Raw genomic sequence first — 26,495 nt, 5'->3', positions numbered from 1 at the left:
TGGGAGGTCAGGCCCCGGGATGATGTTGGGTCCGCCCTCCATCATCCCGGGGCCTGTCCTCCCATCCCGTCCGGCCCTCCACCACCCCCCTCCAACATCGCCCTCAACCCATCCTCATCAAGCACCCGAACCCCCAACTCCTCCGCCTTCGCAGCCTTGGACCCCGGATCAACCCCCACCACCACATAGTCCGTCTTCCCACTAACGCTACCCGACACGCGCCCGCCCGCCGCAACGATGGATTTCTGCGCCTCGCTACGCGACATGGTCTCAAGGCTCCCCGTAAGCACGAAGCTCAACCCCGTGAGCGCCCCCTCCGCCGGAGCCTCCGCCTTCAGCCGGAACCCCGCCGCCAGCAGCTTCTCGATGACCCTCCGGTTTCCCGGCTCCGCGAAAAAGCCCGCGATGCTCTTGGCCACCTCCGGCCCCACGTCCCGCACCTCCGTCAACGCCTCCTCCTCCGCCCCCATGATCCCGTCGAGGCTGCCGAAGTGCTCCGCCAGCACCTTGGCCGTCGCCTCCCCCACGTGGCGGATCCCCAACGCGGTCACGAAACGAGCCAGAGACGTGTCCTTGCTGCGCCCCAGCTCGCGGATCAAATTCTGCGCCGACTTCGCGCCCATGCGCTCCAGCGACGCCAGCGTCTCCTCGTCCAGGCCGTAAAGGTCCGCGCTGTCCGCCACCAGTTCCTTTTCCACCAACTGCTCGATGAGCTTCTCCCCCAGCCCCTCGATGTCCAGCGCGTTGCGCGATCCGAAGAACTTGAGGCTCTCCTTCAGCTTGGCGGGACACGACAACCCCACGCAGCGGTACGCCGCCTCCCCCTCCTCGCGGTACACCTGGGAACCGCACCGCGGGCATTGCGAGGGCATCTCGAAGACCCGCTCGCTCCCGTCCCTCTCCTCCTCCACCACACGGACCACGTACGGGATCACGTCGCCCGCGCGCTCGATGACGATGGTGTCGCCGATGCGGATGTCCTTGCGCTCGATCTCGTCCATGTTGTGCAGCGACGCGTTCCGCACCGTCACCCCCGCCAACTGCACAGGATCGAGATGCGCCACGGGGGTGAGGGTGCCGGTGCGCCCCACCTGCGGATGGATGTCGAGGATGCGCGTGGTGGACTGGCGCGGTTTGAACTTGTAGGCCATGGCCCAGCGCGGCGAGCGCGCGATCTGCCCCAGGCGCCGCTGCAATTCCAGGCTGTTGACCTTCAGGACCACGCCGTCGATCTCGAAGGGCAGCGCGTCGCGCCGCTCTTCCATCTCCTCCTGGTAGGCGACGATCTCGTCCACGCCGCGGCACACCCGCGTGAGCGGCACGGGCTTGAGCCCCCAGTCCTGGAGCGTCGCGAGGAAGTCCGCCTGGCTGGCGAACGCCGCCGGCTCCACCACGCCCATGCCGTGGCAGAACATGTCCAGGGGCCGGCTGGCGGTGATCTTCGAGTCGAGTTGCTTGAGGGCCCCCGCGGCGGCGTTGCGCGGATTGGCGAACACGTACTCGCCCGCCTCCTCGCGTTGGTTGTTGAGGCGCCGGAAGCCTTCGGTGGGGTAGAAGATCTCGCCGCGCACCGCCAGGAGCCGCGGCACGGGCGCGCCGTCCCGTCTCAGTGAGAGCGCCACCGAGCGGATCGTGCGCACGTTCTGCGTGATGTCCTCGCCGTCCGTGCCGTCGCCCCGTGTGGAGCCCACCGCAAGGACGCCGTCCTCGTACACCAGCTCGACGCCCACGCCGTCGATCTTGGGCTCCACGACGTATTCCAGGGGATCGTCGGTCTTGAGGAACCGCTGAATACGCTGCTCGAAGTCCGCCAGCTCGTCCGGGCTGGTCACGTTGTCCAGCGACAGCATGGGCAGGGTGTGCCGCACCGTGGCGAACCGCTCCACCGGCGGCCCTCCCACCTTGCTGGTGGGGGAGTTGGGCAACGCCAGCTCCGGGTGCTCCTGCTCCAGCCGGGTCAGCCGCCGGAACATTTCATCATATTCGGAATCGGTGACGACCGGCGCATCGAGGACGTGGTAGCGGTAGCTGTGCTCCTCCACCCGCGCGGTCAGCTCCCGGATCTCCTCCTTCAACGCCTCCAGTGATTCGGCCACCTTGCAGCTCCTTCAATGCACCTCACGGACGTTGTTTAGTGTATGTCAACAAGAAGGCCGAGCCGCAAGGTTCTGATTCCTTTGCGTCAGGCCAGGATGGACGCGGCACTCCGCGAGCTTGCGAATGGTTTCCCGCGCCGTCAGCCTGCCCTCCTCGGTGATGATCGCGGTGACGCAGTCCAGAGGCGTGAGGTCGAAGTAGTAGTTGATCACCCGCAATCCCTCGGGGATCTCGGCCAGGATCTCCTCGGGCGGCCGTTCCCGCAGGTGGCTGTCGCGCGACGCGGACGGCAGGAACTTCTCGCTCCCCGCCAGAACGTAGAACGGCACGCCCCAACTCCGGGCCGCCGTGGCCAACCCGAGGGTGCCGGCCTTGTTGACGACGCCGTGGGCAGTGACGGCGTCCGCCCCGACCACCAGCATGGCGCGTTCGCTTCGCCGCAGCAGCGCGAACGCGAGGCTGTCGCTGGACAGGGTTGCCGCGATGCCGTGCCGGGCCAGCTCCCGCGCCAGGGCGCTGCCTTCGTCCACGGGGCGCGACTCGGTGCAGTGGACCGAAAAGCGGCGCCCCGCATCCCGGCAACTCAGCAAGGCGGCGCGGACGGTGGAGCTCGCTGAATGGGTGAAGATCGCCGCACCCGGCTCGATGATTGCGCCGAGGTGGCGTCCGATGGCCCGGTTGTGCTCATCCATGCGTTCGACGAAGGCGCCCGCGGCGCGCCGCACCCGGCCTGGGATGTCGTCGTGGGCCGGCGTGCCGGCGCTGCCGCCGTCGTCGTCCGGCACGCTTTCCAGCACGGCGCCGAAGAGATTGTACAGCGGCGCCATGGCCGGATGCGCCTCGATCAGCGCGTTCCCCAGCTCCAGGATCAGCGCCACGACATGGCCATGGTCCGCGGTGCCGCGGGACGCCACGGCGTGTTCCCCGCAAGCTTGGTCGACGCGCTCCGCCGCCAGCGCCGCCGCGTGCCGGGAAATGGTCTGGGAGCCGGACGTGTTGTCGTTGCGAATGGACTCAACCGCCGCGTCACGTACCATGGAAGCCTCCCGCCGCCGTGACGCCCGCACCCGGTGCAGACTTGCGAATGTCGCGCGTTGACCGGTCACGCCGCCTGTGATAGCTAGTGCCAAATTCCAGGGGGACCGCCAGCGCTGGTGGGCTGGTTGCAAATAACATTGTGAAACTGCTGGCGTTTCTCGTCACGGACTCGCTTCGATGCGCACCGGCGGATACCGGTCCATTCTCAAGAAATACCATGTGGCAACTCCTCTGGGGAATCCTGTTCAGCTTGCTTGTCGCGGCCTGTCTTCCCGTGGATGAAGTCGCGCAGGGGCCCCCGGGTCCCTTTGGGGACGACGCCAAGGTCGCCGTCCCGGCGGAAGCACAGGCCATGTACCGCTATATGCGCGCCCGCATGGACGTGCTCGACGGCGACTTCCAGGCGGCACACGAGCACTATGAGGCAGTGCGGGAGCATGACCCCGACAGCGCCTTGGTGCGCGCGCGCCTGGCCGGGTCGCATCTCGTCCTCGGTGCGATCGACGACGCCCTGCGCGAGGCGAAGGCCGCCGTGCGGTTGAACGGCCAGGAGCCGGATAACCGCCGCCTGTTGGCCGGGCTCTACGGGGCCACCGGCAGGGTGGACGAAGCGATCCGGGAATACCGGAAGCTGCTGGAGCTGGACCCCGAGGATTCGCAGTCGCTCCTGTACCTCGGCGCGATCCATCTGGCCGAGGGCGACTACGAACAGGCGCGGGAGAGCCTGGAGCGTTACAAGAAACGCAATTCTTCATCGCCGTTGGGCCCGTATTACCTCGGCCGGGTCCTGGTGAGTTCCGGCGAGTTGTCGCTCGCGGAGGAGAGTTATGCCGCGGCCCTCAAGCTGCACCCTTCCTCCGCGCCCGTGTTGGCGGAACTGGCGCTGGTGCAGGAGTTCCGCGGTCGCCGTGACGAGGCTCTCAAGACCTACGAGAAACTCCTGAAGGCCGACTCGCGGAACGAGTGGGCGGGCAAACGCATCAAGGCCCTGCGCGCAGGCGGCGAGGATCTTGCCGATGCACGGGCCGAGTTCGACCGCCGCGGGGATCAAGAGGCCTCGCCCGGGGCGGCGCGGATGAAGATGGGGCTCGTCTACTACGAGCTGGGTAGCCTGGAGGCCGCGGTCTCTGAGTTCAGGCTCGCCCTGGCGGAACGGCCGGAGGACCAACGCGTTCGGTTTTTCCTGGGCCTGACGCTAGCCCGGCTGGAAGACGAGGAAGGCGCCGCGACGCATTTCCGGCGCATCCCCCGGGACAGCCAGTATTTCGTCGATGCGCGGGTCCAACTCGCGTCGATCTACCAGGGACAGGAGCGGTACCCCGAGGCGGTGGGCGCCATCCGTGAGGCGTTGGAGGTGGACGACCGGCGACGCGGGGAGTTGCTGCGTTTTCTGGTCGAGATCTACCGCAAGGCCAAGGATCTTCCGAACGCCATCGAGGTCATGCACGAGGTGGTGGAACTGGACCCCGAGAATGATCGCGTCTACTTCACGTTGGGGGCGCTTTACGACGAGAGCAAGGACAAGGACAAGACCATCGAATACATGCGGAAGGCCGTCGAGCTCAACCCGGACAGCGCGCCCGCGCTGAACTATCTGGGCTACACCTACGCCGATTTGGGCGTGGAGCTCGACCGCGCGGAGGAGCTGATCGTCCGGGCGCTGGAGATCTCCCCTAACGACGGATACTACATCGACAGCTTGGGGTGGGTGTACTACCAGAAGGGGGACTACGAGAGGGCCATCGAGCAGCTCGAGAGGGCGGTGAGCCTCGTGGTGGACGACCCGATCATCATCGAGCACCTCGGCGACGCGTATCTCAAGGTCGGAGAGACGGACAAGGCGCTACGTAGCTATCGCGACGCGTTGAAGGCGGCCACCGAGGATGAACAAGTGGAGCGGATCCAAGGGAAGATCCATCAACTGGAGCCGGCAATTTGACGGCGTTGCGGTGTAGACGAATGCGCGCGTTGGCGGCGGCGTTGTGCGCGACGGCCCTGTTGGCGGGCTGCGCCCTTCGACAGACCGACCCCGAAACCGACCCCGCCCCCAAGCCCAGGACCGTTCGACCCCTCGGCGCCATTCTCGAGGAACGGCACCGGGCGCTTCAATCGTTGCGCGGCTTGGCCAGGATCAGCTATCGCGCGGCCGGGAAGAGACGCGCGTTCAACGCCGCGGTGCTGGTCCGACGACCGCACCGTCTCAGGCTCGAGGCGTTCTCCCTGGTGGGCGCGGCGCTCATTCTCACCGTCGACGACGATGAGGTCACCGGGTTCCTCCCCTCCGAAGCGCGTTTCTACCGCGCCCGGACTTCACGACAGAACCTCTTCAGGGCCACCGAGTTGCTGCTCGAACTGGAGGAGATGGTGGCATTGATGATGGGTCTTCCGCCGGTGCGTCCGGGCGCCGCCTGGCGCGCGGCCGGCTCGGCGCTGCGGCGCACGCGGGCGGACGGCGGTACCGATGTCCTTACCTTCGATGCGCAGATCCAGGCCCCGGTGCGCTGGCAGCGCTTCAGCCCCTCGGGCAAGCCCTGGTACGTGGCCACCTTCGAAGACTTCGCCGATACTTCCGCCGGCCCCTTCCCGCTGAAGATCACGCTGGAGACTCCTCCGCTACGGCGTTCCTACCAGATCCGCTACGACAAGCCGGAGTTGAACGTCACCCTGCCCGAATCCCACTTCGTCCAGGAACTGCCCGACGGCGCCGTGAGAATCCCGCTGCCGACGCCCACGGGCTGATCAAATATCGAACGCGGCGGCCACGAGTTCCTTCGTGTATTCATGCCGCGGGGTCTCGAAGATGGCCGAGGCCGGACCCTGCTCGACGACGACGCCCTTGTGCACCACCAGGACGTGGTGGCTCATGGCGCGCACGACCTTGAGGTCGTGGCTGATGAACAGGTAGGCGCAGCGGTGCTGCTCCTGGAGCCGTCGCAGCAGCGCGACGATCTGGGCCTGCACGGACACGTCGAGGGCGGAGGTGGGCTCGTCGAGCACCACGAAACGCGGTTTGAGCACCATGGCCCGGGCGATGGCGATGCGCTGGCGCTGGCCGCCCGAGAACTCGTGGGGATAGCGGTGGCGCGCCTCGGGCTCCAGCTCCACCTCCCGCAGGGCTTCGACGATGAGCGCGTCGCGCTCCTCGGCCGCGCGCCCGAGCCCGTGGACCACCAGGCCCTCCTCGATGATCTGCGCCACGGACAGGCGCGGGTTGAGCGACCCGTAGGGGTCCTGGAACACCACCTGCATGTCGCGCCGCAGCGGCCGCAGGGCGCGTGAGCGCAGTCCCTGGATCTCGCGGGCGTCGAAGCGCACCGAGCCGTTGCTGCCGGTGAGGCGCAGCAGCGCCAGCCCCAGCGTGGTCTTGCCCGAGCCGCTCTCTCCCACCACGCCCACGGTCTGTCCCGGGTGGAGTTCCATGGAGATGCCGTCCACGGCGCGCACGTGGTCCACCGTGCGCCGGAGGAGGCCCGCCTTGATGGGGTACCAGACCTTGAGGTCGTCGCATGCCACCAGCGGCGCGCCGCCGGTGTCGGGAGGGGCCGGCGCGCCCTTGGGGGTCGACGCCAGCAGGTGGCGCGTGTAGGGGTGCTGGGGCCGCTCCAACACGTCGGCGGTGGCGCCCCCTTCCACGATCTTGCCGCGCTGCATGATGCACAGGCGGTCCGCCAGCCGGCGCACGATGCCCATGTCGTGGGTGATGAACAGGATCGCCATGCCCAGCCGCCGCTGCAAGCTCACGAGCAGCTCCAGCAACTGCGCCTGGATGGTCACGTCGAGGGCGGTGGTGGGCTCGTCCGCGATGAGCAGGTCGGGCTCGTTGGCCAGGGCCATGGCGATCATCACCCGCTGGCGCTGACCTCCCGACAACTCGTGCGGGTAGGCGCCCAGGCGGCGCTCGGGCTCGGCGATGCCCACGAGCCGCAGCAGCTCCAGGGTGCGCTCCGTGGCCGCGGCGCCGTCGAGCCCCTTGTGCAGCTTCAGGGTCTCGCCGATCTGGCGCGCGATGGTGTGCAGCGGGTTGAGCGAGGTCATGGGTTCCTGGAAGATCATGGCGATACGGTCGCCGCGTATCTCCTGGAGGTCCCGTGGCGCGCCGCCCAGCAGCTCGGTCCCCTGGAAGCGGATGCTGCCGCGCGGGTGGCTGGCGGCGGGGTAGGGGAGGAGTTGCAGGACCGACAGTGCCGTGGCCGACTTGCCCGAGCCGCTCTCACCCACCAGCGCCACGGTCTCGCCCTTGCGAATGGTGAGGGAGACCCCGTCCACGGCTTCCACGGCGCCGGCCCCCGCGCCGAAGCGCACCCCCAGGTCGTCGATGGCGAGCAGGGCCGTGTTGGCTCCGGGGGCGCTGCCGCGCGCGCTGCCGGCCGCTTCCGGCGCCATGGTCCCGGACACGGCCTCGACGGCGCTCCCGGCCGCCGGTGCGACTGTCGCGGGCACGGCCTCGATGTCGCCCGCGGATTCCTGAGCGAAGGTCTTGCGCGGGTCGAAGGCGTCGCGCACCGCCTCGCCGATGAACACCAGCAGGCTGAGCATGATGGCGATGACGAAGAAGGCGCTGAACCCGAGCCACGGCGCCTGCAGGTTGTCCTTGCCTTGCTTCAGCAGCTCGCCCAGGGACGGCGAGCCCGGCGGCAGGCCGAAGCCGAGGAAGTCCAGGGCCGTGAGCGTCACCACCGCGCCGCTGGTGATGAAGGGCAGGAAAGTCAGGGCCGCCACCATGGCGTTGGGCAGCACATGGCGCGCGATGATGCGCGGGTTGCCCACGCCCAGGGCACGGGCGGCGCGCACGTAGTCGAGGTTGCGCGCGCGCAGGAACTCCGCGCGCACCACCCCCACCAGCGCCATCCAACTGAACAGCAGCATGAAGCCCAGCAGCCACCAGAAGCTCGGGGTCACGACGCTGGCCAGGATGATGAGCAGATACAGGGTGGGCAGCCCCGACCACATCTCGATGAAGCGCTGGAAGATCAGGTCGAGCCACCCGCCGAAGTAACCCTGGACCGCCCCCGCGCCGACGCCGATGACGGAACTCACCAGGGTCAGCACCAGACCGAACAGCACGGAGATGCGGAAGCCGTAGATGAGCCGGGCGGTGACGTCGCGCGCCTGGTCGTCGGTGCCCAGCCAGTTGCGCGCGCTCGGCGGCGAGGGCGCCGGCGTGGGCAGGCCGAATACGATGGTGTCGTAGCTGAAGGGAATGGGCGGCCAGAAGATCCAGCCGCGCTCCCGGATGAGCGCCTGGACCTCGGGGTCGTTGTAGTCGGCGTCCGTCTCCAGGAAGCCGCCGAACTCGGTCTCGGGATAGTCCACCAGCACCGGGGTGTAGAACTCCCCCTCGTAGCGCACCAGCAGCGGCCGGTCGTTGGCGATGAACTCGGCGAACAGGCTCACGAACAGCAGCACGGAGAACACCACGAGCGACCAGTACCCGCGCCGGTTCGCGCGGAAGTTCCGCAGGCGTCTTCTGTTGAGCGGCGTCATGTGGCGCTCGGCCTCAGGTTTCCCGGCTCTCGAAGTCGATGCGCGGGTCCACCACCACGTAGGTGAGGTCCTCCACCAGCTTCATCACCAGACCCAGCAGCGTGAAGAAATAGAGCGTGCCGAACATCACCGGGTAGTCGCGGTTGATGGCCGCCTCGAACCCCAGCAGGCCCACGCCGTCCAGCGAGAAGATCACCTCGGTGAGGAGCGCGCCGGTGAACAGGATGCCGACGAAGGCGCCGGGAAAACCGGCGATGACGATGAGCATGGCGTTGCGGAACACGTGCCGGTAGAGCACCCGCCGCTCGCTCAACCCCTTGGCGCGCGCCGTCATGACGTATTGCTGGTTGATCTGGTCCAGGAACGAGTTCTTGGTGAGCATCGTGAGGCCGGCGAAGCCGCCGATGACCATGGACATCACCGGCAGGGTGATGTGCCAGAGGTAGTCGACGATGCGCTGCCAGAAACCCAGTTCGCTCCAGTTGTCGGACACCAGGCCGCGCAGCGGGAACCAATCGAAGTAGCGCCCGCCGGCGAACAGCACGATGAGCAGGATGGCAAAAAGGAACCCCGGCACCGCGTTGCCGACGATCACGGCACCGGAGGTCCACACGTCGAAGCGCGTGCCGTCGCGCACGGCCTTGGCCACGCCCAGTGGGATGGAAACCAGGTACACCAGCAGCGTGGTCCAGAGCCCCAGGGAGATGGACACGGGCAGCTTGTCCATCACCAGTTGCACCACGGAGCGGTCGCGGAAGAAGCTGTCGCCGAAGTCGAAGCGCAGGAAGTTCCCCATCATCAGGAAGAAGCGCACGTGGGGCGGCTTGTCGAAGCCGAACTGGCGCTCGATTTCCTTGATGAACTCGGGGTCGATGCCCTGGGCGCCGCGGTAGCGCCCGGCGGTGCCGCTGTCCCTTGACTGCTGGGCCGACGGTCCCACCTCCCGCTGGTCGCCGCCGCCGCTGAACCGTTCGGTGGCGGACACGTCCGTCTGCTGGAGCTTCGCCAGGATCTGTTCCACCGGCCCGCCGGGCGCCGAGTGGATGATCACGAAGTTCAGCACCATGATCCCGATCAGCGTCGGGATGATCAGCAGCAGCCGGCGGATGATGTAGGCGAACATGCGCTTACTTGGTGTCCTGTTGCGTGTTCCCCCCGCCACGGCGCCTGGATTCCCGCTTTCGCGGGAATGACGGTTCGGGGCTTCGGTACCAGCCAGTGATCGTCAGCTCCCGGAGCGCTTCGCTTCCAGCTCGGCCACCTTCCGGGGGTCGACCCACCAGGCGTCGAACTGCACTCCCTGGGTGGGGGTGGTCTCGGGGCGGCCGAAGCGGTCCCAGTACACCAGCCGGTCGTAGGGGATGTGCCACTGCGGGATCACCCAATGGCCCCACTGGAGTACCCGGTCCAGGGCGCGCACGTGCGCCACCAGGCTCTTGCGGTCGGCGGCGTTGATGACGCCCTCCACCAGCGCGTCCACCACCGGGTCCTTGATGCCGATCAGGTTCCGGCTGCCGGAGCGGTCGGCGAAATCCGATCCCCAGTAGTTCCGCTGCTCGTTGCCGGGCGAAAGCGACTGCCCCCAGGTGCCGATGACCACGTCGAAGTCGAAGTCATCGAGCCGGCGGCGGTACTGCGCGCTGTCCACCGTGCGCACCGTGGCGACGACGCCGAGCCGCTCCAGGTTCTTCGCGAAAGGCAGCACGATGCGCTCGAACAAGGGGCTGACCAGCAGCACCTCGAACTCCATGGTCCGGCCGCTGGCCTTGTGCGTAAGCTTGCCCGTGGCCTTGTCGAAGCTCCAGCCGGCCTCGCGCAAGAGCTTCGCGGCCCGACCGAGGTTGGCACGGATGCGCCCGGAACCGTCGGTGGCCGGCGGCTTGTAGGACTGGGTGAACACCTCCTCCGGGACCCGCCCGCGGAAGGGCTCGAGCACCGCCAGCTCCTCCGGGCCCGGCAGCCCGGTGGCCGCCAGTTCCGAGTTGTCGAAGTAGCTCCGGGAGCGGGTGTACTGCCCGTAGAAGAGGGACTGGTTGGACCACTCGAAGTCGAAGGCGTTGGCCAGCGCCCGGCGCACCTTGCGGTCCTGGAAAATCGCCCGGCGGGTGTTGAACACGAAGGCCTGCATACCGGTGGAACGGTCGTGGGGGATCTCCTCCTTCTTCACCAGCCCCTGCTTCAGCGCGGGGAAGTCATAGGCCGTGGCCCAGTTCTTGGAGCTGTTTTCGTCGCGGAAGTCGTACTCGCCGGCCTTGAAGGCCTCCACCGACACCGTGCCGTCGCGGTAGTAGTCGTAACGGATGCGGTCGAAGTTGTCCCGGCCGATGTTCACCGGCAGGTCCCGCCCCCAATAATCTTCCACCCGCTCGTACGCCACGTCCCGGCCCGGCTCGAAGGCGCCCACCTTGTAGGGGCCGCTTCCCAGGGGCGCCTCCAGGGTGGTCTTGGTGAAGTCCCGCTCCGCCCAGTAGTGCTTCGGCAGCACGATCAGTTGTCCCAGGATCAGCGGCAGTTCGCGGTTGGTGCCGCTCTTGAACGTGAAGCGCACGGTGCGCGCGTCGCGCTTCTCCACCTGCTTCACGTCGCCGTAGTAACCGCGGTAGAAGGGCACCGCCTTGGTGATCAAAGTCTCGAAGGTCCAGACAACGTCGTCCACGGTCACCGGCTTGCCGTCATGCCAGCGCGCCTCCGGCCGCATCCGGAACTCCACCCAGGAACGGTCCTGGGGGACGGTGATGCTCTCCGCCAGCAGGCCGTATTCGCTGAAGGGCTCGTCCGCGGAACCGGTCATCAGGGTCTCGTAGATGCGCCCGATGCCCGCGGCCGGGCTGCCCTTGACGATGAATGGATTGAAGCTGTCGTAGGTGCCGATGGCCTGAAGACGGACGGAGCCGCCCTTGGGCGCGGCGGGATTCACGTAGTCGAAGTGCTTGAAGTCCGGCGGATACTTCAGGTCGCCGTGCATGGCGATGCCGTGGCTCGGGCGCGCATCCTCGCTCGCCTCCGCTACACCCGGCGCGGCGGCGAGCGCCAGCGCCCATAAAACCGCCCCCAACAACCGACTCGATTGCATGGCACCTCCTTGAGTTGGTCAACACGAAGTCTTGGGGAACACGGATCAAACTTGGGACACCCTGATCAACAGGAGCCACTTCATCAGTATGGATGAAAGTACGATGACCGCAAGAACCCCTTGCAAGGGCCGGGAGCGAGACCGCCCCGAAACGTTCCCGCGCCGCGGCCAAGGCACGCCGTCACAGCAACTCCACGTTGGCCCGGGGCACGGTGACGATCTCGCCGTCGGGCAGCCGGGCGTCCAGTACCCGGGTGCGGGCGCCGGTCTCGATGGGTTGCGGTTCGGCGGGCAGCGAGATGATCTCCGCGGCGACGCCGAAGTGGGGCTCCCGGATGATGCGCACGAAGGCGCCGACGCGCAGCCCGGTCGCGGGGTCCCCCGGCATGGCGGAGGGGAGGGCGCCGGTTCCCGCATCCTTCCCGCCGCCGGAGCCGGCCGGTTCTTCCATCCGGGCCACGATGATTTCCGGCCGCACCGCGCCGGCGCGCACCTGGGTGGCGCCGTTGATGGAGGCGGCGCGGCCTTCGAGGCGCCGCAGCAGGTCGTGGGTGCGCTCGGCCACGGGCAGCCAGCCGAAGCCCTCGGTGACGATGACGGTCATGGACACGTCCTCGTGTCCGGTGACGGCCATGCCGAGATCGTAGCCGAGGTAGCCGGTGAGCGCGTAGTCGTCGATGGAGCCCACCACCAGGCCCGCCGCGCCGTTGCCGGCGGCGCGTTGCAGGGCTTCGAGCGTCGGGCGCGTGCCCCCCACCAGCACCTGGCCGGCCACGTCGTCGGGGATCTTCGCGGGCCCCAGCAGGGTCTTGGGGCCGCCGCCGAGCATGCGGATGGGACCGAAGCGTTCGCCGCCGACACCGAAAATCCCCTGGATGAACGCGCCCTGGCTCTCGATGGTGACGGATTTGTCCGGTTCGACGGCCGCCACGGTACCGGCCACGTAGGCATTCAGGTCGATGGCGTGGGGCGCGAGCCGCACTCCCACGTGCCCGGTGCGCGGCGCGATGAACTCGACGGTGCCGCCCACGGGGGCGTGGAAGCGCGAGCGAAACAGGCCGAAGAGGCCCACGTGCTCGCACAGGAGGTCTCCCTCCGTGATGACGTCGCCCTCGTTCACCGAGAGGCTCTTGAGGGCCTCCGCGGGCTCGATACCGAGAGCTTCGGGGATCCGCAGGATGGAGAGGTCGCCGGGCAGTTCGGCGCGCGCCACGACGGTGTCCGCGGCCACGACGTCGCCGGGGGCGCACAGGATGCGGCCCGGCACGGGAAGCTCCCGGGTCTTCCGCACCACGGCTTCGGCCGCCACCTGGAGCGTGGGCGTCAACGCCTGGCTCATGACTCCATAAGCCCCAGCCCGGCCATGACGGCCCGGCGCTCCGCCGCCTGCTCGTCAACGTACGGAGCGGTTTGAAGAGGACGGTTGCGGCCGTCGAGGATGACGCCGCACAGGCCCGCGGTGAATTCCCGTTCCAGGGGCATGCCCGCGCCGGCGCCCACGTCGATGGTTCCGCGCGCGGGCCGGACGACGAGCCGGGTCGCGGCGCCGGGTTCCAGGTCGATGCGGTCCAGCGCGCCCGCCTTGAAGGGTTCGGCGGGTTCGCCGTTGACGAAAACTTCCGCCAGCACCGAGCCTGCCGGCCGCTTGCGTGGGAACACCGGCACCACCGCATGAGCCACGCTCACGAGGCAGTCGCGCAGGAAGATCTCGCGCGCGGCTTCGGGGTGGATCGAGGCGAACACGCCCAGGTGGGGCATCATGAAGATGGAGTCCACGGCGATCTGCGTGAAGCCCAGCAGCTCGAATCCCTCCACGATCATGAGCGCGGCGCTCATGCGGTCCGGGGCGTGGCTCAGGACGCCGCCGGAGCCGATCACCAGGTCCAGGCGCATCATGTCCACCAGGCCCGCGCGGCTCGCGGTCTGCGAGAAGATGTCGGCGATGCCGCGCTGCTGCTGCACGCCGCTGAGCCCCACCGCGAGGGAGCGATGGTGCGCCAGCGCCAGGCGCAGGGCCTCGCGGCACACCGCCTGCTCCAGCCACAGGTCCTCCAGGGTCTGGGGGATCGAGGTGGGCCGGATCATCTTGTTGCGCAACCGGTCGCGGACCTCGGAGGGCTGGATTTCGTAGGGGAGCCAACGGCGGAGGGCTTCGACGCCGGCCTCGATGAGCACGTTGGCCACGGAATAGCTCATGCCCAGGTTGGCGCTCACCGTGCGGTTGAACGCCGGCTCGCCGTCGCGGTTCTCGAAGACGCTGAACACGTCGGTGGTGGCGCCGCCGATGTCCGCGCACAGCACCGCCTGTCCGGTGCTCGCGGCGTGCTCCCGCACCATGTCCCCAACGGCCGCGGGCGTGGGCATCACCGGCACCGGCGTCCAGCGCAGCAGCTTGTCGTAGCCCGGTGAGTGGCTCATGACGTGGGTGAGGAAGAACTCGTGGATGGCCTCGCGCGCCGGGCCGAGGTTCTCGGCGTCGAGGACGGGGCGCACGTTGTCCACCACCGCCATCTGGGCGGTCTTCTCCAGGATGCGCCGGACATCGTCCTCGGCTTCGGTGTTGCCCGCGTAGATCACCGGCAGTCGCAGCGTGTCGCCGAACCGGGGCCGCGGCGACGCCGCCACCAGGGTCTCCGCCATCTCCACCACGTGCTCCTGGGAGCCGCCGTCCACGCCGCCGGTGAGCAGGACGATGTCGGGCCGCAGTTGCCGCAGCCGCTGGATGCGCTCGTGGTCCTCGCGCCCGTCGTCCGCGGAGATGGCGTCCATGACGATGGCGCCGGCGCTCAGGGCCGCCCGTTCCGCGGACTCCGCGCTCATCTGGCGCACCACCCCGGCCACGGTCATCTGCAAGCCGCCGCCGGCGGAGCTGGTGGAGAGGTAGAGGTCGATGCCGTGGGCGCCGTCTTCGCCCGATTCGAGGAACGGCGCCCCACCGTCTTGCCCGGCGTCCGGCGTCAGGATCTTCCGTCCGCTGATCTCCTCCACCTCCGCGAAGGCGTTGAGCGCGCCGGCGGTCACGTCCGCCACCGGCTGCTCCACGGTGGTGGGGGCCTCGCCGCGGTGCGTCTGGCGCCAGCCTTCCCCGGTCTTCTCGAACAGCAGCGCCTTGGTGGTGGTGGAGCCGCAGTCCGTGACCAGCACGGTGCGCAGGGCGGCGGGATCCGTCTTCATGCGATCAGCCCCGCCAGCGCGCCGTACCAGTCGATGAGCAGGAACTGCACCCGCTCCACCAGCAGCGCGGTGCGTGCCATGACCGTGGAACCGAAGAACGCGCCGAAACACACCATGAGAAGCCAGCGGCCCGAGAGGGAAACGCCGTCGGCGGCGCGGTTGCCGTGCCGGAACGAGAAGAAGAAGTAGTACATGACCGCCAGCAGCGTAAAGATGAAGAACGCGTTCTCCAGGCTGGCGCCCACCGCCAGGGCGCCCTCCTCGAACACCACCAGGGGGCGGAAGCTGCTCACCACCTGGGGCATGATCTGGTTGAAGAAGCCCTTGAAGGCCAGCCCGCCGCTCATTCCCAGGGAGAAGCCGATGACCAGCTTGGCGAGCCACGCGTACCGCCGCGAGTACAGGAAGTAGTAGAACAGCCCGAACACCATGGGCAGGAGGTAGAGCAGCAGACGCGGGTCGTACTCGTGGGACAGGCTGCCGTCGGGGTAGGTGACGATGTCCAGGCCCAGCATCGGCACCAGCACCTTGGGCCAGAGGAAGTTCTTGATGCCCAGCACCAGGCCGAAACCCGCGGCAATGCCGATGAACAGGTGCTCGAAGACTCGGAAGAAGGGGTTCTCCTTGATCAGGAAGCTGAAGATGGCGAGCGTGCCGATGCCTCCCACGAGCACCGTGGCCACGTGCCAGGTGTCCAGGCTCGTCATGGGTCAGGACTCTTCCTTTCGGCGCCCGAGCAGGCCCGCCAGATTTCCCAGGATGATGAAGGCGATGACCACGAGCTGGGCCACCCCCAGCCCGGTGTTGAGCATCAGCGACTCGTCCACCGGGCGCTCGGGGTAGCGCCGGCGCAGCAGCTCGGAGTACCATGCGGCCCCCGCCAGTCCGCCCAGCAGGCCCTGGATCTGCCCCGAGTCCAGGTAGATGAACGCCTCCGGGATGGTGATGGAGGTGCAGCCGTGGCCGAAGGCCGGCGTGTAGTCCTTGCTGGTGAAATACTGCACGTAGTTGTCGAAGGCGCCGACCAGGCCGGTGAATTCGGCGAGAAAGGCGATCTGGCGCAGCGTGCGCAGTTCGCTGAACGCGGGCAGCTCGGAGATGCGGTTGCCGCGGGCGTCCTTCTCGAACAGCTCGGCCAGATTCTCCGACTTGGGGATCGCCTGGATCAGGATGCCGGCTCCGGGCCGGTAGCCGAGGTTGATCCAGTCGCGGCCGTACTCCCAGGTCTCGCCGGGGTTTTCGCGCTCGAGCTGGCTCGCCACCTCCGCGGGGATGGACTTGAGGAACGGCTCGGCCAGATAGTAGAGCGAGAACAGGATCACCGGGATGCGCCGGCGCATCAGATGCTCCACCACCGCGCGCGCCTGCGGCTGGTTCTCGCCCTTGGTGCTGGGGCCGAAGTCCATGGCCACGAAGGCGTAGCGGGCAGGCGCCGCCTCGATGCCTTCCACCACCTCGAAGAACCGCTCCGCGTCGCTCATGCGCGCCGGCTGCACCGTGTACTGCGTCACGATGGGCGCGCTCAGGGCCAGGAAGACCATCAGGTAGATCCAGCGGCGGTCGAGCCGGGCGAGGTTCACGTCAGCGTTCCTCCCGGTCGAAGGACTCCGATTCGATGGAGAGCCACATGCGGAACGCCATCACCAGTCCCGCCACCCCGGCGCCGAAGGTGATGGCGCGGAACGCGGCCGAGTTGGGTATCTCCAGGAGCCACAGCCGCAGGTCCGGCAGCCCGGACCAGATCCACACGCCGAAGGGGATCTGCCCGAGCATCACCAGCACCGCCGCGATCATCATGAGCGACGATTCGGCGGAGCGCACCCGGAAGGCACGGTAGGCTGCGGCCGCGATGTAGAATCCCAGCAGCGAGAACATGGCAGAACCCAGGGCTACGAACAGCCCTTCGAAGAGCAGCCGGTAGACGTGCTTGGGCGTGGCGTACTCGTACTCGAGGTTGCGCAGGCTGCGCCAGTTGTCGGCGAGGCCGCGCAGGGCGCGCACCACCGCCGTGTTGGCGGCAAGGTCCGGGGGCGCGCCGTCGGCCACCGTGAGGCTGCCGGCCGCGGCGCGCGCGGCGGCGGCGCGATTTCCCGCCTCCGCCAGGTAGCCTCGCGCGAGCCCGTGGTCGATGCTCCCTTGCTCGAAACGCTCGAGGTCGACGGCGCCGACCTCGTCTTCGATGCGCGCCAGCAGCCGGTCCACCGCTTCCCGCAGGCTGCGGTTGCGCGCGGCCGCGGGCAGCACGCCTTCGGTGGCGCCCTCGTGGTCCGACCGGATGCGTCCCGCGAAGTCCGCCAGCCGGGAAATGCCCGCAACCTCCTGCGCCACCCGGCTGGTGCCGCGCCAGTCCTGCACCGTCACGGCGATCATGATGGCCAGACCGGAGAGCAGCGCCAGGCTGTAGGGCCACTCCCGGCGCAGGAAGACGATCCGCGAGCCGTGCTGCATGAGCAGGTTGATGAGCCCCAGCCCCGCGGCCATGGCCCCCACGGTGATGAAGCCGTTGGAGATCTGGTCGTGGTAGGTGTCGACCTTGACGCCGAACACGGTGCCCGGCAGCACGAACTCCAGGAAGAAGTAGATGCCGCCCAGGAACGTGACGAGTTTGATCAGGCGCGCCCGCACGTTCACGACCCGACCCCCCAGCCGAGGTGCATGAGCGTGCCCAGGTTGGTGAGGCCCAGTTCGGGCCACAGCGAGTTCAGGGTGGCGATGCCCACTCCGACCAGGATCATCAGCAACAGGACGAGCTTGGCGCGGTCCTGTCCGTAGAGGCTGCCGAGCTGGACCGGTTCACGGGTGAGATAGGCCGACGCGGCGAACAGCTCCTCGCCGATGAGGGTGTAGTCGCACGCCGCGATGAAGAACGCCACCTGCTCGGGGCTCACCGACGCGCCCACCTGCATGGCCCCCACCTGCTGCCCCGCCTCCGCCAGGATCAGCGATTCGGCCGCGAAGTTGCCGAAGAGAAAGGCGCCGGCCACGCGCTCCCGCTGCACCATGCCGATGTAGCCCGCGGCGAAGGCGAACTGTTCCTCTGAAAGGAAACGGACGTTGCGCGGGTCGAACTGGGCCGAGCGGCCCTCGGCGCGGTAGGCTTCCCGCAGCACGTCCTCTGCGATGGCCATGACCTCCGGGGTGTTCTGCGGCACCAGCAGGCGCAACCGGTACTGCGCCGCCTTGCGCGCCACGTAGTAGAGCACGCCGAGGCAGGCGTACAGGACCGGGCTGACGTTGGTGAGGCCGGTGGAGAAGGACAGCGGACGCCCCAGCTCCGCCGAGCGCCCGGCGGCCTCGTCGATGGCGTCCACTCCGGCCAGCCGGCGCACGTAGAGGTCCTTCCGGCGCCGCGCCACGCGGATGTAGTAGAGCACCGGCCCGATCATCAGGGCCATCACCACCAGCACCCCCGGAGTGGCGTTCTCGAACCCGCCCATCAGCCACCACCGCCTTCCCCGGCCAGTTCCTCGATGCGCCGGACGAGCCGCTCCACGTTGTCCCGCGACTGCAGAAACGCCGGCAGCTCCCGCGCCTTCGCGCCGAACAGCGGCAGCATCATCGGCAGGCTCATCACCGCCGCCGTGTGGAACAGCGACGTCAGCGGCTTGTGGGCTTCGAGAAACAGGATCGCCGGCACCGTCATGCGCCGGGCATGCACCGCCTGGGCGAGGCGCTCGATGAGGGCGTCGGTCCCGCCGGTTCGTTCATGGTGATGTGCTTCGATGGTGTTCACGGTCCGATGCGTTGTCATCCGTCAGGGCCGGCCAAACCCTGGTTCCGGCCACTGTTCGGGGTCCTCCTCAATGAAGAAGGGCTCGAGCTCGCCAAAGCGATTCCGACACAGCCAGCCAATCACATTCCCGTTAGCGTCCCACAACTCCTCTGGCCGCTTGTTCTCTGGCCGCTTTCCCCGTTTGACTCCCCATTCCCCCCGCGTGTGTGGACTTTGAGAATCGAGTGAGCGGACAAGCTCCTGCTTGAGAACACACGCGAGATACGCTGGCGAATGGTGACAAACTGATGAGTAGGCTGGCGAGTTTGGAAAGGACGGCTCCATTGAAGCAGGTCTGTGGGACGCCTGAGTGGGAGAGCCGAGAGCCAGTAAGGCAAACGTCACTACGACAATGATTGCTGTGCCCGTGTTCCTTCTTACCGTTTCGCTTCCTTCTGGATTGTCTTTCGACAGCTCTCCAAGACTCTCGGCACAACGCGGAAACAGGATCGCCGGCACCGTCATGCGCCGGGCAGGCACGGTGTTTGCGCAGCGCTCAATGAACGCGTCGGGGTTCACCGCGTGGCTCCGAAGCCAAGTGAAGACCACGGAACAGCCCACTTTCCGATGAGTCTTTGACAGGCCGGGTCATTTGGCTGAAGTTGGCACCGAGTACAAACGAAGTCACTCGCACCCAAAGCACACAGCGTTTGTAAACCGGCACGCGGCGAGAAGTCGATACCAGCTGCCGGGCCGCTGGATGGGATGTAGGGCCGCTTGAGTGAATGGCTCGCGACGCTGAACTCGCGTGACAACTCCTTGATCACGTTCGCTGCTGCCCCTGTTCGTAGGGTGACCTCTGTCAGGTCCACCTCCTTCGCGGAGGGTCCCCAATCCGGTACTACCCCTGCCGGTAGACCTAGCCCGAGAAAGCCCAAACCCAGACTGCCGCAGGGAATCGGTCCGATCGAAGGGTCGCGGAAGCCCGTCAGAACGCACTTCGTCCAGCATCTCGGGAGTCGCACGGTCCAGCCGCAGCCGGTCAGGGGAACGTCGACGTAGCGACACTCCGTCACGTAACTCGGCGTTGGTCCGGCCGAGGCGCTCAACGGAAACACCACGACTGCAATACCGAGGCACAATATACCAAGTACCGTCTTCATCTTCTTCTCCTAGATACAAGGCCGAGGCGTTCGTTTCCAAGGCCTATGAAGCGGGTCGACAACGGGACCGTCCATGCATGGCGGAAAACTGATTAGGCTTGGCGACGGCACGGCCGGTTCGATTCCGGTCGCTCGGCCTAGTCGTAGTTTGGCCCGAATGGCCCGCGTGACGGCGGCCGGTGTCATCTCGTGTTCAAGATTCTCGATCCATTGCGCGAGTCTCTTGCCCGGACTGATGGCGAGACTCGCACGCTGGCCGGCCGCCGCGAATTGTGGGTCGTCCATCAAGTCCAGGAATCCGCGTCGGAGTACTTGGATGGCATCCGGCGCAGCGCCCGGTGGCACGCCCCAAGCGTGCGGTACGATGACCGGGAGAGCCAAAAGCCGAAATGTCGTGGCTTTACCCGCGATGCCGTCCTCCAGGAATGGCACGCCCGCGATGTCCCAATCCGGATGGCGGTCCATACCGAAGTAAGCGATTGCCCTCGCGCCACGCTTGGCCAGCCGACGTTCCCTGCTTGACCAGATGACGCCCGCGTTGCTTGCGAGCCGTTCCTGGATGCGCGCGTGGAATTCGTGGGATACGATGGTGGTCGTGTCCCGAGCTTCCGCCACCGCGGCGGCAGCGCTGCAATTGGCGGTTCCCGGCAACGTGCAATGGACATTCAGTTCGGGCATCTGCGAGTTGAGGCTCTGAAACTGTGAGTTCCGAGGAACGACGAGAATGGGTTTCTCGTTGATTGAGCCGAGCCATGCCCAACTGGCGAGATCGCTGTCATCGAAGAGCTGCCTTTGGAGGGTTGAGCCGGTAGGCTGTAGCACGGTTACGCCACCCCTAGTCTTGTTGGCGGCATACGCGACGGCAGCGCGGCCGCCTCTCCCGGGCACGTTGACGACAATGACTTCCGGTTTGCCCGGCAGGTGTTTTCCGAGGTGGCGCGCAACCAGCCGCGCGTGGAAGTCGCTGGCACCGCCCGGCGAATGTGGAGAGACGATCCGAATCGTGCCACCCAGCCCTCGCACCCCCTCTTGATTTCTCGGGTGAGGGTGAACGCGCAAGGCCGACTTCTTTTCTAGCTTGTTGAGCTGGTTCAGCATGCGCTCTAGCGCTTCCTTCAATGCTTGGGTGTCGACCGCGACTTGGCGCCCCGCCTCCTTGGATGTTTGGGCTTGGTAATTCACGGATTCCCCGAGGGCCGGCGAAACGAGCCCTAGGGCGAGAATGCCGATGCTTGAATACCTCAGCACACCGTCGATCATCTCGGCCCCTCCTTGGCGTTTATGGCTTGGGTGAACTCGCGCCGAAGCACGTCCTCCAAGCATTCCAGGAGCGCGTCTGATGCGCGCGCTGCTACGGGCTGCCGCGGTCGGCTTTGACGGGTACATTCGATGAGCCCATACCCATCTGGCCCGAGGTGGCGCACAACGCGCCGAACCATGGTAGTCATCCACTTGAACGCTGGCGTCTCTTTTCCTGCTTTCTGGGCCGCTCTCCTGCACGCAGCATATTCGGTTGCCACTGCTCTCCTGCGCGCAGCATATTCGCTTGCCATTGTGGTGGCAGAGTCATCTCCTTCTGGCGAATCTTCGTGTTGCCTTGTTGGCGTGACTCCGGTGGCGCACAATTCGGCAGCCAACTCTGTTGGGTTGGCGGTGATCCTTTCCTTCGTCGCCTCCTCTATCAAGCGATACTGGCCGAGGAGTTGAACGACGGCCGCCGCAAACGGGCTCGCCAGCGTTTTGCGGCATAGCCACTGCTTTTCGTTCTGTGTCGCTCGGAACTTTGGTTGGCCCGCTACCCGGTTCCACACCCGGAGCCCCGCCCCCCAGAACGAAAGAGCTGCGTCGGCCTGGAGTCGGTCCCCGCCCGGGACGAGGCTCTGGTAGACCTTCTCGATTTTGGGAACAAGGATCTCGACTACGATGTCCTTGAACTCATCTGAGGCCCGGATCTGGTACGGCGACGTATGACCGCGCGATCCGAACTCAATGAGCCTGTAGCCGTCCCGTCCGAGGCATGTGCAGGCGCGCGTGATGTGTAGTCTGACCGCGTGAAATGAGCCGCTGTCTTCGGAGCCGCTGGTTGTGACCACCCTTCGGGCGAGGTCGCTGATCGACGCGGCGGGGCCGTCGACCAGGAGCGTCTGGACTGCGGCGGCGACCGTCTCGGATCGCGCAATCGCGGGGAGCGCAACAACGGGCGTTCCGCTTCGCGTCGTGGCCTTGCTGTTCAGACGGTTGACGACGTCAGCCCACATGCTCACCAAGTGGCACCATGCGATGAAATCAAGCTGGAATGTCGACTCCATACCGAAACCCTACGGCGACGGGGCGGCGTATGTCGAGCCCGGGCACGATCAAGTTCGTAAAATATTTGCAGGGCGCCCTGATCGTACCTTTCGTCAACCGCTTCCACGAGGCTTGCCTCCACCAGAGTCAGAGATTCGGCGGCGAGGCCCGACGCAGTGCCTACCAGCGCGAGCGGATCGCGCACGGCAGCGTCCAGTGCGTCAAAGTCGTCAAGAAGAGATAAAGCGACGCTCCCGAGACACCAACGGACCGGCCAGGGTGCTCTTTTCTGTCTGCCGGGCACCGCTGATCACCACCGCCAGCATGGTGCGTAGACATTGATCAAGGCGGAGCCCGATCGGGCGCGGCAGAAAATCATTCATCATGTGAATGATATCCATTCACGGCCGCCGCGATCTTGCTGCTGCACGCCGGGGCGACACGACGGAAGGGCTGGCGCTGGATGTCCTTGCGGCGCCTTGGTGGAGAGTCGTTTGATCAGGTGGTAGCGTTGCTTCAGGTGGGCGGGCAGTTACGACATCGCCAAGGCTCGAAGGCGCGCGGGGGAGATCAAGGTTGCATCGTTCGCGTCGGCGTCACCGTTTTTTGGACGATGAGCGTGGTCCCCGCTCAAGCGCCTGTTCAGCCAGCAACGACGACAACCAATCCGTCACACCGGGATACCGGGCTGTGTCCAGGACAAATTCCTGTCCTCTTGAGGCGCTTTGCAAAGTGCAGTAGCCATCACCACGCTGCCAGCGTTCCGGTGTGCCGTGATAGCTGAGCGGCGGCTTTCGGGCATCGGGATAGAAGGCGGCAGGGAGCCGCCATCGGGTCAATGATCCGGCGTCCGGATCGGTCAGGATCAGCCGATCATCGATCTGTCGAAAGAGACCGGCCCCGGGTGCATCGACCTCCCTCCCGTTCAGGCGTAGCCCATCGGCAGCGATGTAGAGCGTATTGTTCACGTCGCGCTTGCCCTGGAAGTGGGGGTGATAGCGAGCCCAAGGCAGGGTCTCGGACGTCAGCTCGTCAACCTTGTGAATTCGGCCAATTTGCAGCCAGCCCCAAAGAACATGCTTGGCGCCATCCCGCCTGATGAAACGCCAGCCGCTCCCAGTGCGTTCCACCGGCCGAAACAGACCGAAGAACAGGAAGAGATCGCCCGCCTGTACGCTCTGCTTCCGCAGATGACCTTGAGCGATACCGGTCTGTCCAAGTAACGGTCGCCATCCATCGGCACGAGGCAGCGAGGCTCTGTCGAGGTCCGGGTCCAGATGGGCGTAGTGTCGGAGCCGGCGGGTGTCGCCGGTGAGATCGGCAATGAGTTGCCCGATATTGACGCCTTGATACTCGATCTCCCGGTAGGCGATGCGAGAGTTCCTGTCCGGAATCGGCAGGGAGAGCATCGTGCCGTCGGGAAGAATCGGACTGGGACAGCCTCCGCTGCCGGAGTCGAATCCCTTGCGGCTCAGGATCAACCGCATCGTCCGCCCTGGTCATCGGGCACCTTCGGCCACCGGTGTGGATCGCCGTCGCGACCGGGCTGAAATCTGGTGCGGATGTAGTCGACGAAACACCGAGCCTGCTTCCACGGCGTCTCCTTTCCGTGGCCGGACTGCCCACGCGGTACTTCCGGCCGATACTCGGGCGGCAGGTCCAGGGCGTTGCCGCCGAAGTAGTAGAACTCATCCGCAATCAGTACGTATCGGCCGGAGACATCCCGCCGATGATGATCTTCGTTGGGCCTGTCACGATTCCAGTGATTGCGGTTCGGCAACTGCTCGAAGTGCGTCCAGGAGTCCGCGTCCGGTCGCAGGGGGCGATAGATGTTGTCACCGGCCCTCGCCATCGGGCCTCTGGCGGACATGTCGGGGATCTTGTCCTGAAAACGCGAGTCGGAAAAATAGTCTCGCATGGGCAGCTTCTCGGCCACACGCATGAGATAGATCAGGCGCTCCGAGCCCACGTCGTGGCCGGCGAGTGTCCGCGAGGTAAAACCGGCGATCCAGTCATCCACCGATTTGAGCCGGCGAATCTGCGGCTTGCAGGTGGCTAGGGTCAAGGTGTGACCATACGGATTCGGCGCGAAGCCGGAGTCATGGGTCATCTTGTAGCTGAACAAACGCATGTCACGAATGTGCCACGAACCGCGTGGGCCGCGCGACCTGCGGTCATCACCGTTACCCTTGGCGGTTTCAGGTGAGTCGGACCCGGCGGGTCGTTATCCGCCTGCATCGTCGGGCTCCGTAGCCGGTCTGCGAGATGGAGTTGCCCCGATTTGGTGGACACCTAAACTGTGCGCACTTCGTACTGAATTGGTGCTCGCAGCGCTCAACATGGCCATCGGACAGCGCCCCAAAGAGGTGGTCCATCATTCCGACAAGGGTTCCCAGGCCGATCTCAAGGGGTCATCGCAACACGTCCTCGGTGGTGTAAGAGTAGCAGTTCGTTGAAGGCTTCGGATGGGGTTCTCCACCCGAGAGTCTTCCGCGGTCGGCGGTTGAGTGTGGCGGCGACAGCAGCAAGGTCGTTAGCGCTGTGCCTATTGAGGTCAGTACCTTTAGGGAAGTACTGCCGCAGCAGGCCGTTGGTGTTCTCGTTCGTGCCGCGTTGCCACGGACTGCGGGGGTCGCAGAAGAATACGTGCAGGCCAGTGTCGATACGCAGTTGAGCGTGCTGGGCCATCTCCGCGCCTTGGTCCCAGGTCAATGACCGACGAAGTTGATCAGGGAGCGTAGCGATCGTCGAAGTGATGGCATCCCGGACGGCTTCGGCGCCATGCCCCGCAAGAGCCGGACCGTTCTTGATCCTGAGTCGGCCACGTTCGGCCATGCGGGGTAGGTGGAGCAGCATCGTGAATCGGGTGGTGCGTTCGACCAATGTGCCGATGGCGGAGCTGCCAAGTCAGATGATTAGGTCGCCTTCCCAATGTCCAGGAACAGCTCGGTCCTCGGCTTCGGCGGGCCGCTCGCTGATCATGATGTCGGGGCCTACAAACTTCTTGCCGCGACCACGGCGGCGAGCCCTCGGCACGCGCAGCGCCCGCCCGGTGCGCAGGCAGGCCGTCAACTCGCGGCGCAGTGCCCCTCGCCCCTGTATGTACAGCGCTTGGTAGATGGCCTCGTGCGAAGTCCTCATCGAGTCATCGTCGGGATACTCTATCCGGAGCCGATGGGCGATCTGCTGCGGGCTCCACGCTGTCGCCCAATAGCGGTCCTGGCGGCGGCCATGACCGCGACCACTCCAGAAGCCCACGTTGGGGCCAGGCGCGGGCATCGAACGGAGGGCGTTCCAGACCCCGGCCGAGGTACGCATGGCCGTCTTCCAGTTCATCGAGGGCTGGTACAACACCAGACGTCGGCACTCCGCCCTGGGCTACTTGAACCCGAACGACTTCGAGAGCGCCGCTGCGGCGGCTGTGGAGCGTCCCAAAAGCGACGCTGGCCCGAACGGCGGAGCCGACCTCGAGGTCTCCCTGATCCGCGAGTCGGATGTCCATGACGACCCTCCGAGGCTACCCAATCCCTCGGAAATGGAGAAGGCTTTACTTCCAGCGGCTGTCGCGGACCTTCAGTGCTGGTGCCGACAGCCCTCAACTGTCCACTGAATCGGGGTAAGTCCAGCGGCACTCACACCGACAATCAATGTGTGCAGTTTTCGGTTGCCACAAATGGGAGATTTACAGTTGCCCGCTGCACCAGCAAAGAAATTCCCGCTATCTGATTCAAATAGCGGGAATTTTGGTTGCTGGGGCGCGCAACCACCGGAACCTACCGGTTGAGATTCTTGCTTTGTTCTCTCAGGAAATTTTGCAGCCGTTCGATGCGGCCGCATGAAGGGGTCAGTCCTGGGCAGAGTTTGCCCGGAATCAGGCGTTTTCTGAGCGCCTTGGCCGACCAGCGGAGCCCTTCGGGATGCCACGACCGGACTTGGTCACATCGCGGTTGAACTCCAGATAGCTCTCCCGCTCGTGATGCCGTTCTTCCTCGACTTCGTGCTCGTGCGCGTGGGGTCGATGCGGCGCCCGTTAGCTGGAGGAAGCGCACCAAGGGCTGTTCCGGCTCTCGCGAGCCGCAACAGTCCACGGCCATTCCCTGGCGGGCGGCGCGACTCTGGTTGACTGACGCTGGCTAGGGGTGTACACAGATTTGTGCTTTTTGGGAGCATTGTACTTACAATCTCTTTGGGAATAGTGTATGTCTAGCCATGCGGATCATCGCCAAGAGGACGCTCCGGAATTTCTGGGAGCGGCATGCGAATGCCGAGGAGCCGCTGCTCGCCTGGTATCGCGAGGTTCTGAAGGAGGACTGGGATACGCCGGCGAAGGTGAAGGAGAAGTACCGCAGCGCCAGCATCGTTGGCGGCAACCGGGTGATCTTCAACATCAAGGGCAACGACTACCGGCTCGTGGTGAGGATCAACTACCCGGCGCGCATCGTCTACGTGCGTTTCGTCGGCACCC

At 66.2% G+C, this 26,495-nt stretch carries 20 protein-coding genes and 3 pseudogenes; 4 read left to right on the top strand and 19 right to left on the bottom strand.

The window, feature by feature from the left end; genetic code table 11:
• Positions 1–41: 41 nt before the first annotated feature.
• Complete coding sequence (gene ligA / locus OXF11_09900; GenBank protein MCY4487411.1) at positions 42–2,084, bottom strand: NAD-dependent DNA ligase LigA; 2,043 nt, start codon at positions 2,082–2,084, stop codon at positions 42–44.
• Between the two features lie 57 nt (positions 2,085–2,141).
• The gene (locus OXF11_09895; protein ID MCY4487410.1) at positions 2,142–3,134 is read right to left on the bottom strand and encodes a hypothetical protein; all 993 of its coding nucleotides are present in this window, start codon (positions 3,132–3,134) and stop codon (positions 2,142–2,144) included.
• Between the two features lie 218 nt (positions 3,135–3,352).
• On the opposite strand from OXF11_09895, the gene OXF11_09890 reads away from it, so the two are divergent.
• Both OXF11_09890 and OXF11_09885 read left to right on the top strand, forming a co-directional pair.
• Positions 3,353–5,074, top strand: a complete 1,722-nt coding sequence (locus OXF11_09890; GenBank protein MCY4487409.1) for a tetratricopeptide repeat protein — start codon at positions 3,353–3,355, stop codon at positions 5,072–5,074.
• Positions 5,075–5,094: 20 nt separating this feature from the next.
• Positions 5,095–5,874: a hypothetical protein gene (locus tag OXF11_09885; GenBank protein MCY4487408.1), complete on the top strand. Its 780-nt coding sequence runs from the start codon at positions 5,095–5,097 to the stop codon at positions 5,872–5,874.
• Here the strand turns inward: OXF11_09885 and OXF11_09880 are convergent, their stop codons facing one another.
• The 17 genes and pseudogenes from OXF11_09880 to OXF11_09800 form a co-directional block, all read right to left on the bottom strand.
• Entirely contained in the window at positions 5,875–7,518 is a 1,644-nt protein-coding gene (locus tag OXF11_09880; protein MCY4487407.1) for an ABC transporter ATP-binding protein, read from the bottom strand.
• 102 nt (positions 7,519–7,620) lie between these two features.
• Positions 7,621–8,619 (bottom strand): annotated as a pseudogene (locus OXF11_09875) (ABC transporter permease).
• Between the two features lie 13 nt (positions 8,620–8,632).
• On the bottom strand, positions 8,633–9,742 hold the full coding sequence (locus OXF11_09870) for a microcin C ABC transporter permease YejB (GenBank protein ID MCY4487406.1): 1,110 nt from the start codon (positions 9,740–9,742) through the stop codon (positions 8,633–8,635).
• A 102-nt stretch (positions 9,743–9,844) separates the two neighbouring features.
• On the bottom strand, positions 9,845–11,692 hold the full coding sequence (locus tag OXF11_09865; GenBank protein MCY4487405.1) for an extracellular solute-binding protein: 1,848 nt from the start codon (positions 11,690–11,692) through the stop codon (positions 9,845–9,847).
• A gap of 181 nt (positions 11,693–11,873) precedes the next feature.
• A complete protein-coding gene (locus OXF11_09860; GenBank protein ID MCY4487404.1) occupies positions 11,874–13,031 on the bottom strand; it encodes a hypothetical protein in 1,158 nt (385 codons plus the stop codon).
• Positions 13,028–14,866: a glutamate mutase L gene (locus OXF11_09855; protein ID MCY4487403.1), complete on the bottom strand. Its 1,839-nt coding sequence runs from the start codon at positions 14,864–14,866 to the stop codon at positions 13,028–13,030. Before OXF11_09855 ends, OXF11_09860 begins: the two co-directional genes overlap by 4 nt.
• Positions 14,863–15,573, bottom strand: a complete 711-nt coding sequence (locus OXF11_09850; GenBank protein MCY4487402.1) for a hypothetical protein — start codon at positions 15,571–15,573, stop codon at positions 14,863–14,865. The genes OXF11_09855 and OXF11_09850 overlap by 4 nt, the downstream gene beginning before the upstream one ends.
• A gap of 3 nt (positions 15,574–15,576) precedes the next feature.
• Positions 15,577–16,446, bottom strand: coding sequence for a hypothetical protein (locus OXF11_09845; protein MCY4487401.1), 870 nt, complete (start codon positions 16,444–16,446; stop codon positions 15,577–15,579).
• 1 nt (position 16,447) lies between these two features.
• On the bottom strand, positions 16,448–17,497 hold the full coding sequence (locus OXF11_09840; GenBank protein ID MCY4487400.1) for a hypothetical protein: 1,050 nt from the start codon (positions 17,495–17,497) through the stop codon (positions 16,448–16,450).
• Positions 17,494–18,303 carry a hypothetical protein gene (locus OXF11_09835; protein ID MCY4487399.1) on the bottom strand — a complete coding sequence of 270 codons (810 nt, stop codon included), beginning with the start codon at positions 18,301–18,303 and terminating at the stop codon, positions 17,494–17,496. The genes OXF11_09840 and OXF11_09835 overlap by 4 nt, the downstream gene beginning before the upstream one ends.
• The gene (locus OXF11_09830; GenBank protein MCY4487398.1) at positions 18,303–18,617 is read right to left on the bottom strand and encodes a hypothetical protein; all 315 of its coding nucleotides are present in this window, start codon (positions 18,615–18,617) and stop codon (positions 18,303–18,305) included. Before OXF11_09830 ends, OXF11_09835 begins: the two co-directional genes overlap by 1 nt.
• Before the next feature lie 1,133 nt (positions 18,618–19,750).
• Positions 19,751–21,001 carry a hypothetical protein gene (locus tag OXF11_09825; GenBank protein MCY4487397.1) on the bottom strand — a complete coding sequence of 417 codons (1,251 nt, stop codon included), beginning with the start codon at positions 20,999–21,001 and terminating at the stop codon, positions 19,751–19,753.
• Entirely contained in the window at positions 20,998–22,050 is a 1,053-nt protein-coding gene (locus OXF11_09820) for a hypothetical protein (protein ID MCY4487396.1), read from the bottom strand. Before OXF11_09820 ends, OXF11_09825 begins: the two co-directional genes overlap by 4 nt.
• 210 nt (positions 22,051–22,260) lie before the next feature.
• A complete protein-coding gene (locus OXF11_09815) occupies positions 22,261–22,431 on the bottom strand; it encodes a hypothetical protein (GenBank protein MCY4487395.1) in 171 nt (56 codons plus the stop codon).
• 195 nt (positions 22,432–22,626) lie between these two features.
• Positions 22,627–23,517: a hypothetical protein gene (locus OXF11_09810; protein MCY4487394.1), complete on the bottom strand. Its 891-nt coding sequence runs from the start codon at positions 23,515–23,517 to the stop codon at positions 22,627–22,629.
• Positions 23,508–24,161, bottom strand: coding sequence for a hypothetical protein (locus OXF11_09805; GenBank protein ID MCY4487393.1), 654 nt, complete (start codon positions 24,159–24,161; stop codon positions 23,508–23,510). Before OXF11_09805 ends, OXF11_09810 begins: the two co-directional genes overlap by 10 nt.
• 272 nt (positions 24,162–24,433) lie before the next feature.
• Positions 24,434–25,228 (bottom strand): annotated as a pseudogene (locus OXF11_09800) (IS30 family transposase).
• 79 nt (positions 25,229–25,307) lie between these two features.
• On the opposite strand from OXF11_09800, the pseudogene OXF11_09795 reads away from it, so the two are divergent.
• Together OXF11_09795 and OXF11_09790 are read left to right on the top strand one after the other, a co-directional pair.
• A pseudogene (locus OXF11_09795) lies at positions 25,308–25,433 on the top strand (integrase core domain-containing protein).
• An 806-nt stretch (positions 25,434–26,239) separates the two neighbouring features.
• On the top strand, positions 26,240–26,495 hold a 256-nt coding region (locus tag OXF11_09790; GenBank protein MCY4487392.1), incomplete at its 3' end, for a type II toxin-antitoxin system HigB family toxin.

The sequence above is a fragment of the Deltaproteobacteria bacterium genome (assembly GCA_026712905.1).
Lineage (GTDB): Bacteria > Desulfobacterota > Binatia > UBA9968 > JAJDTQ01 > JAJDTQ01.
This window is presented reverse-complemented; position numbering and strand designations above follow the sequence as displayed.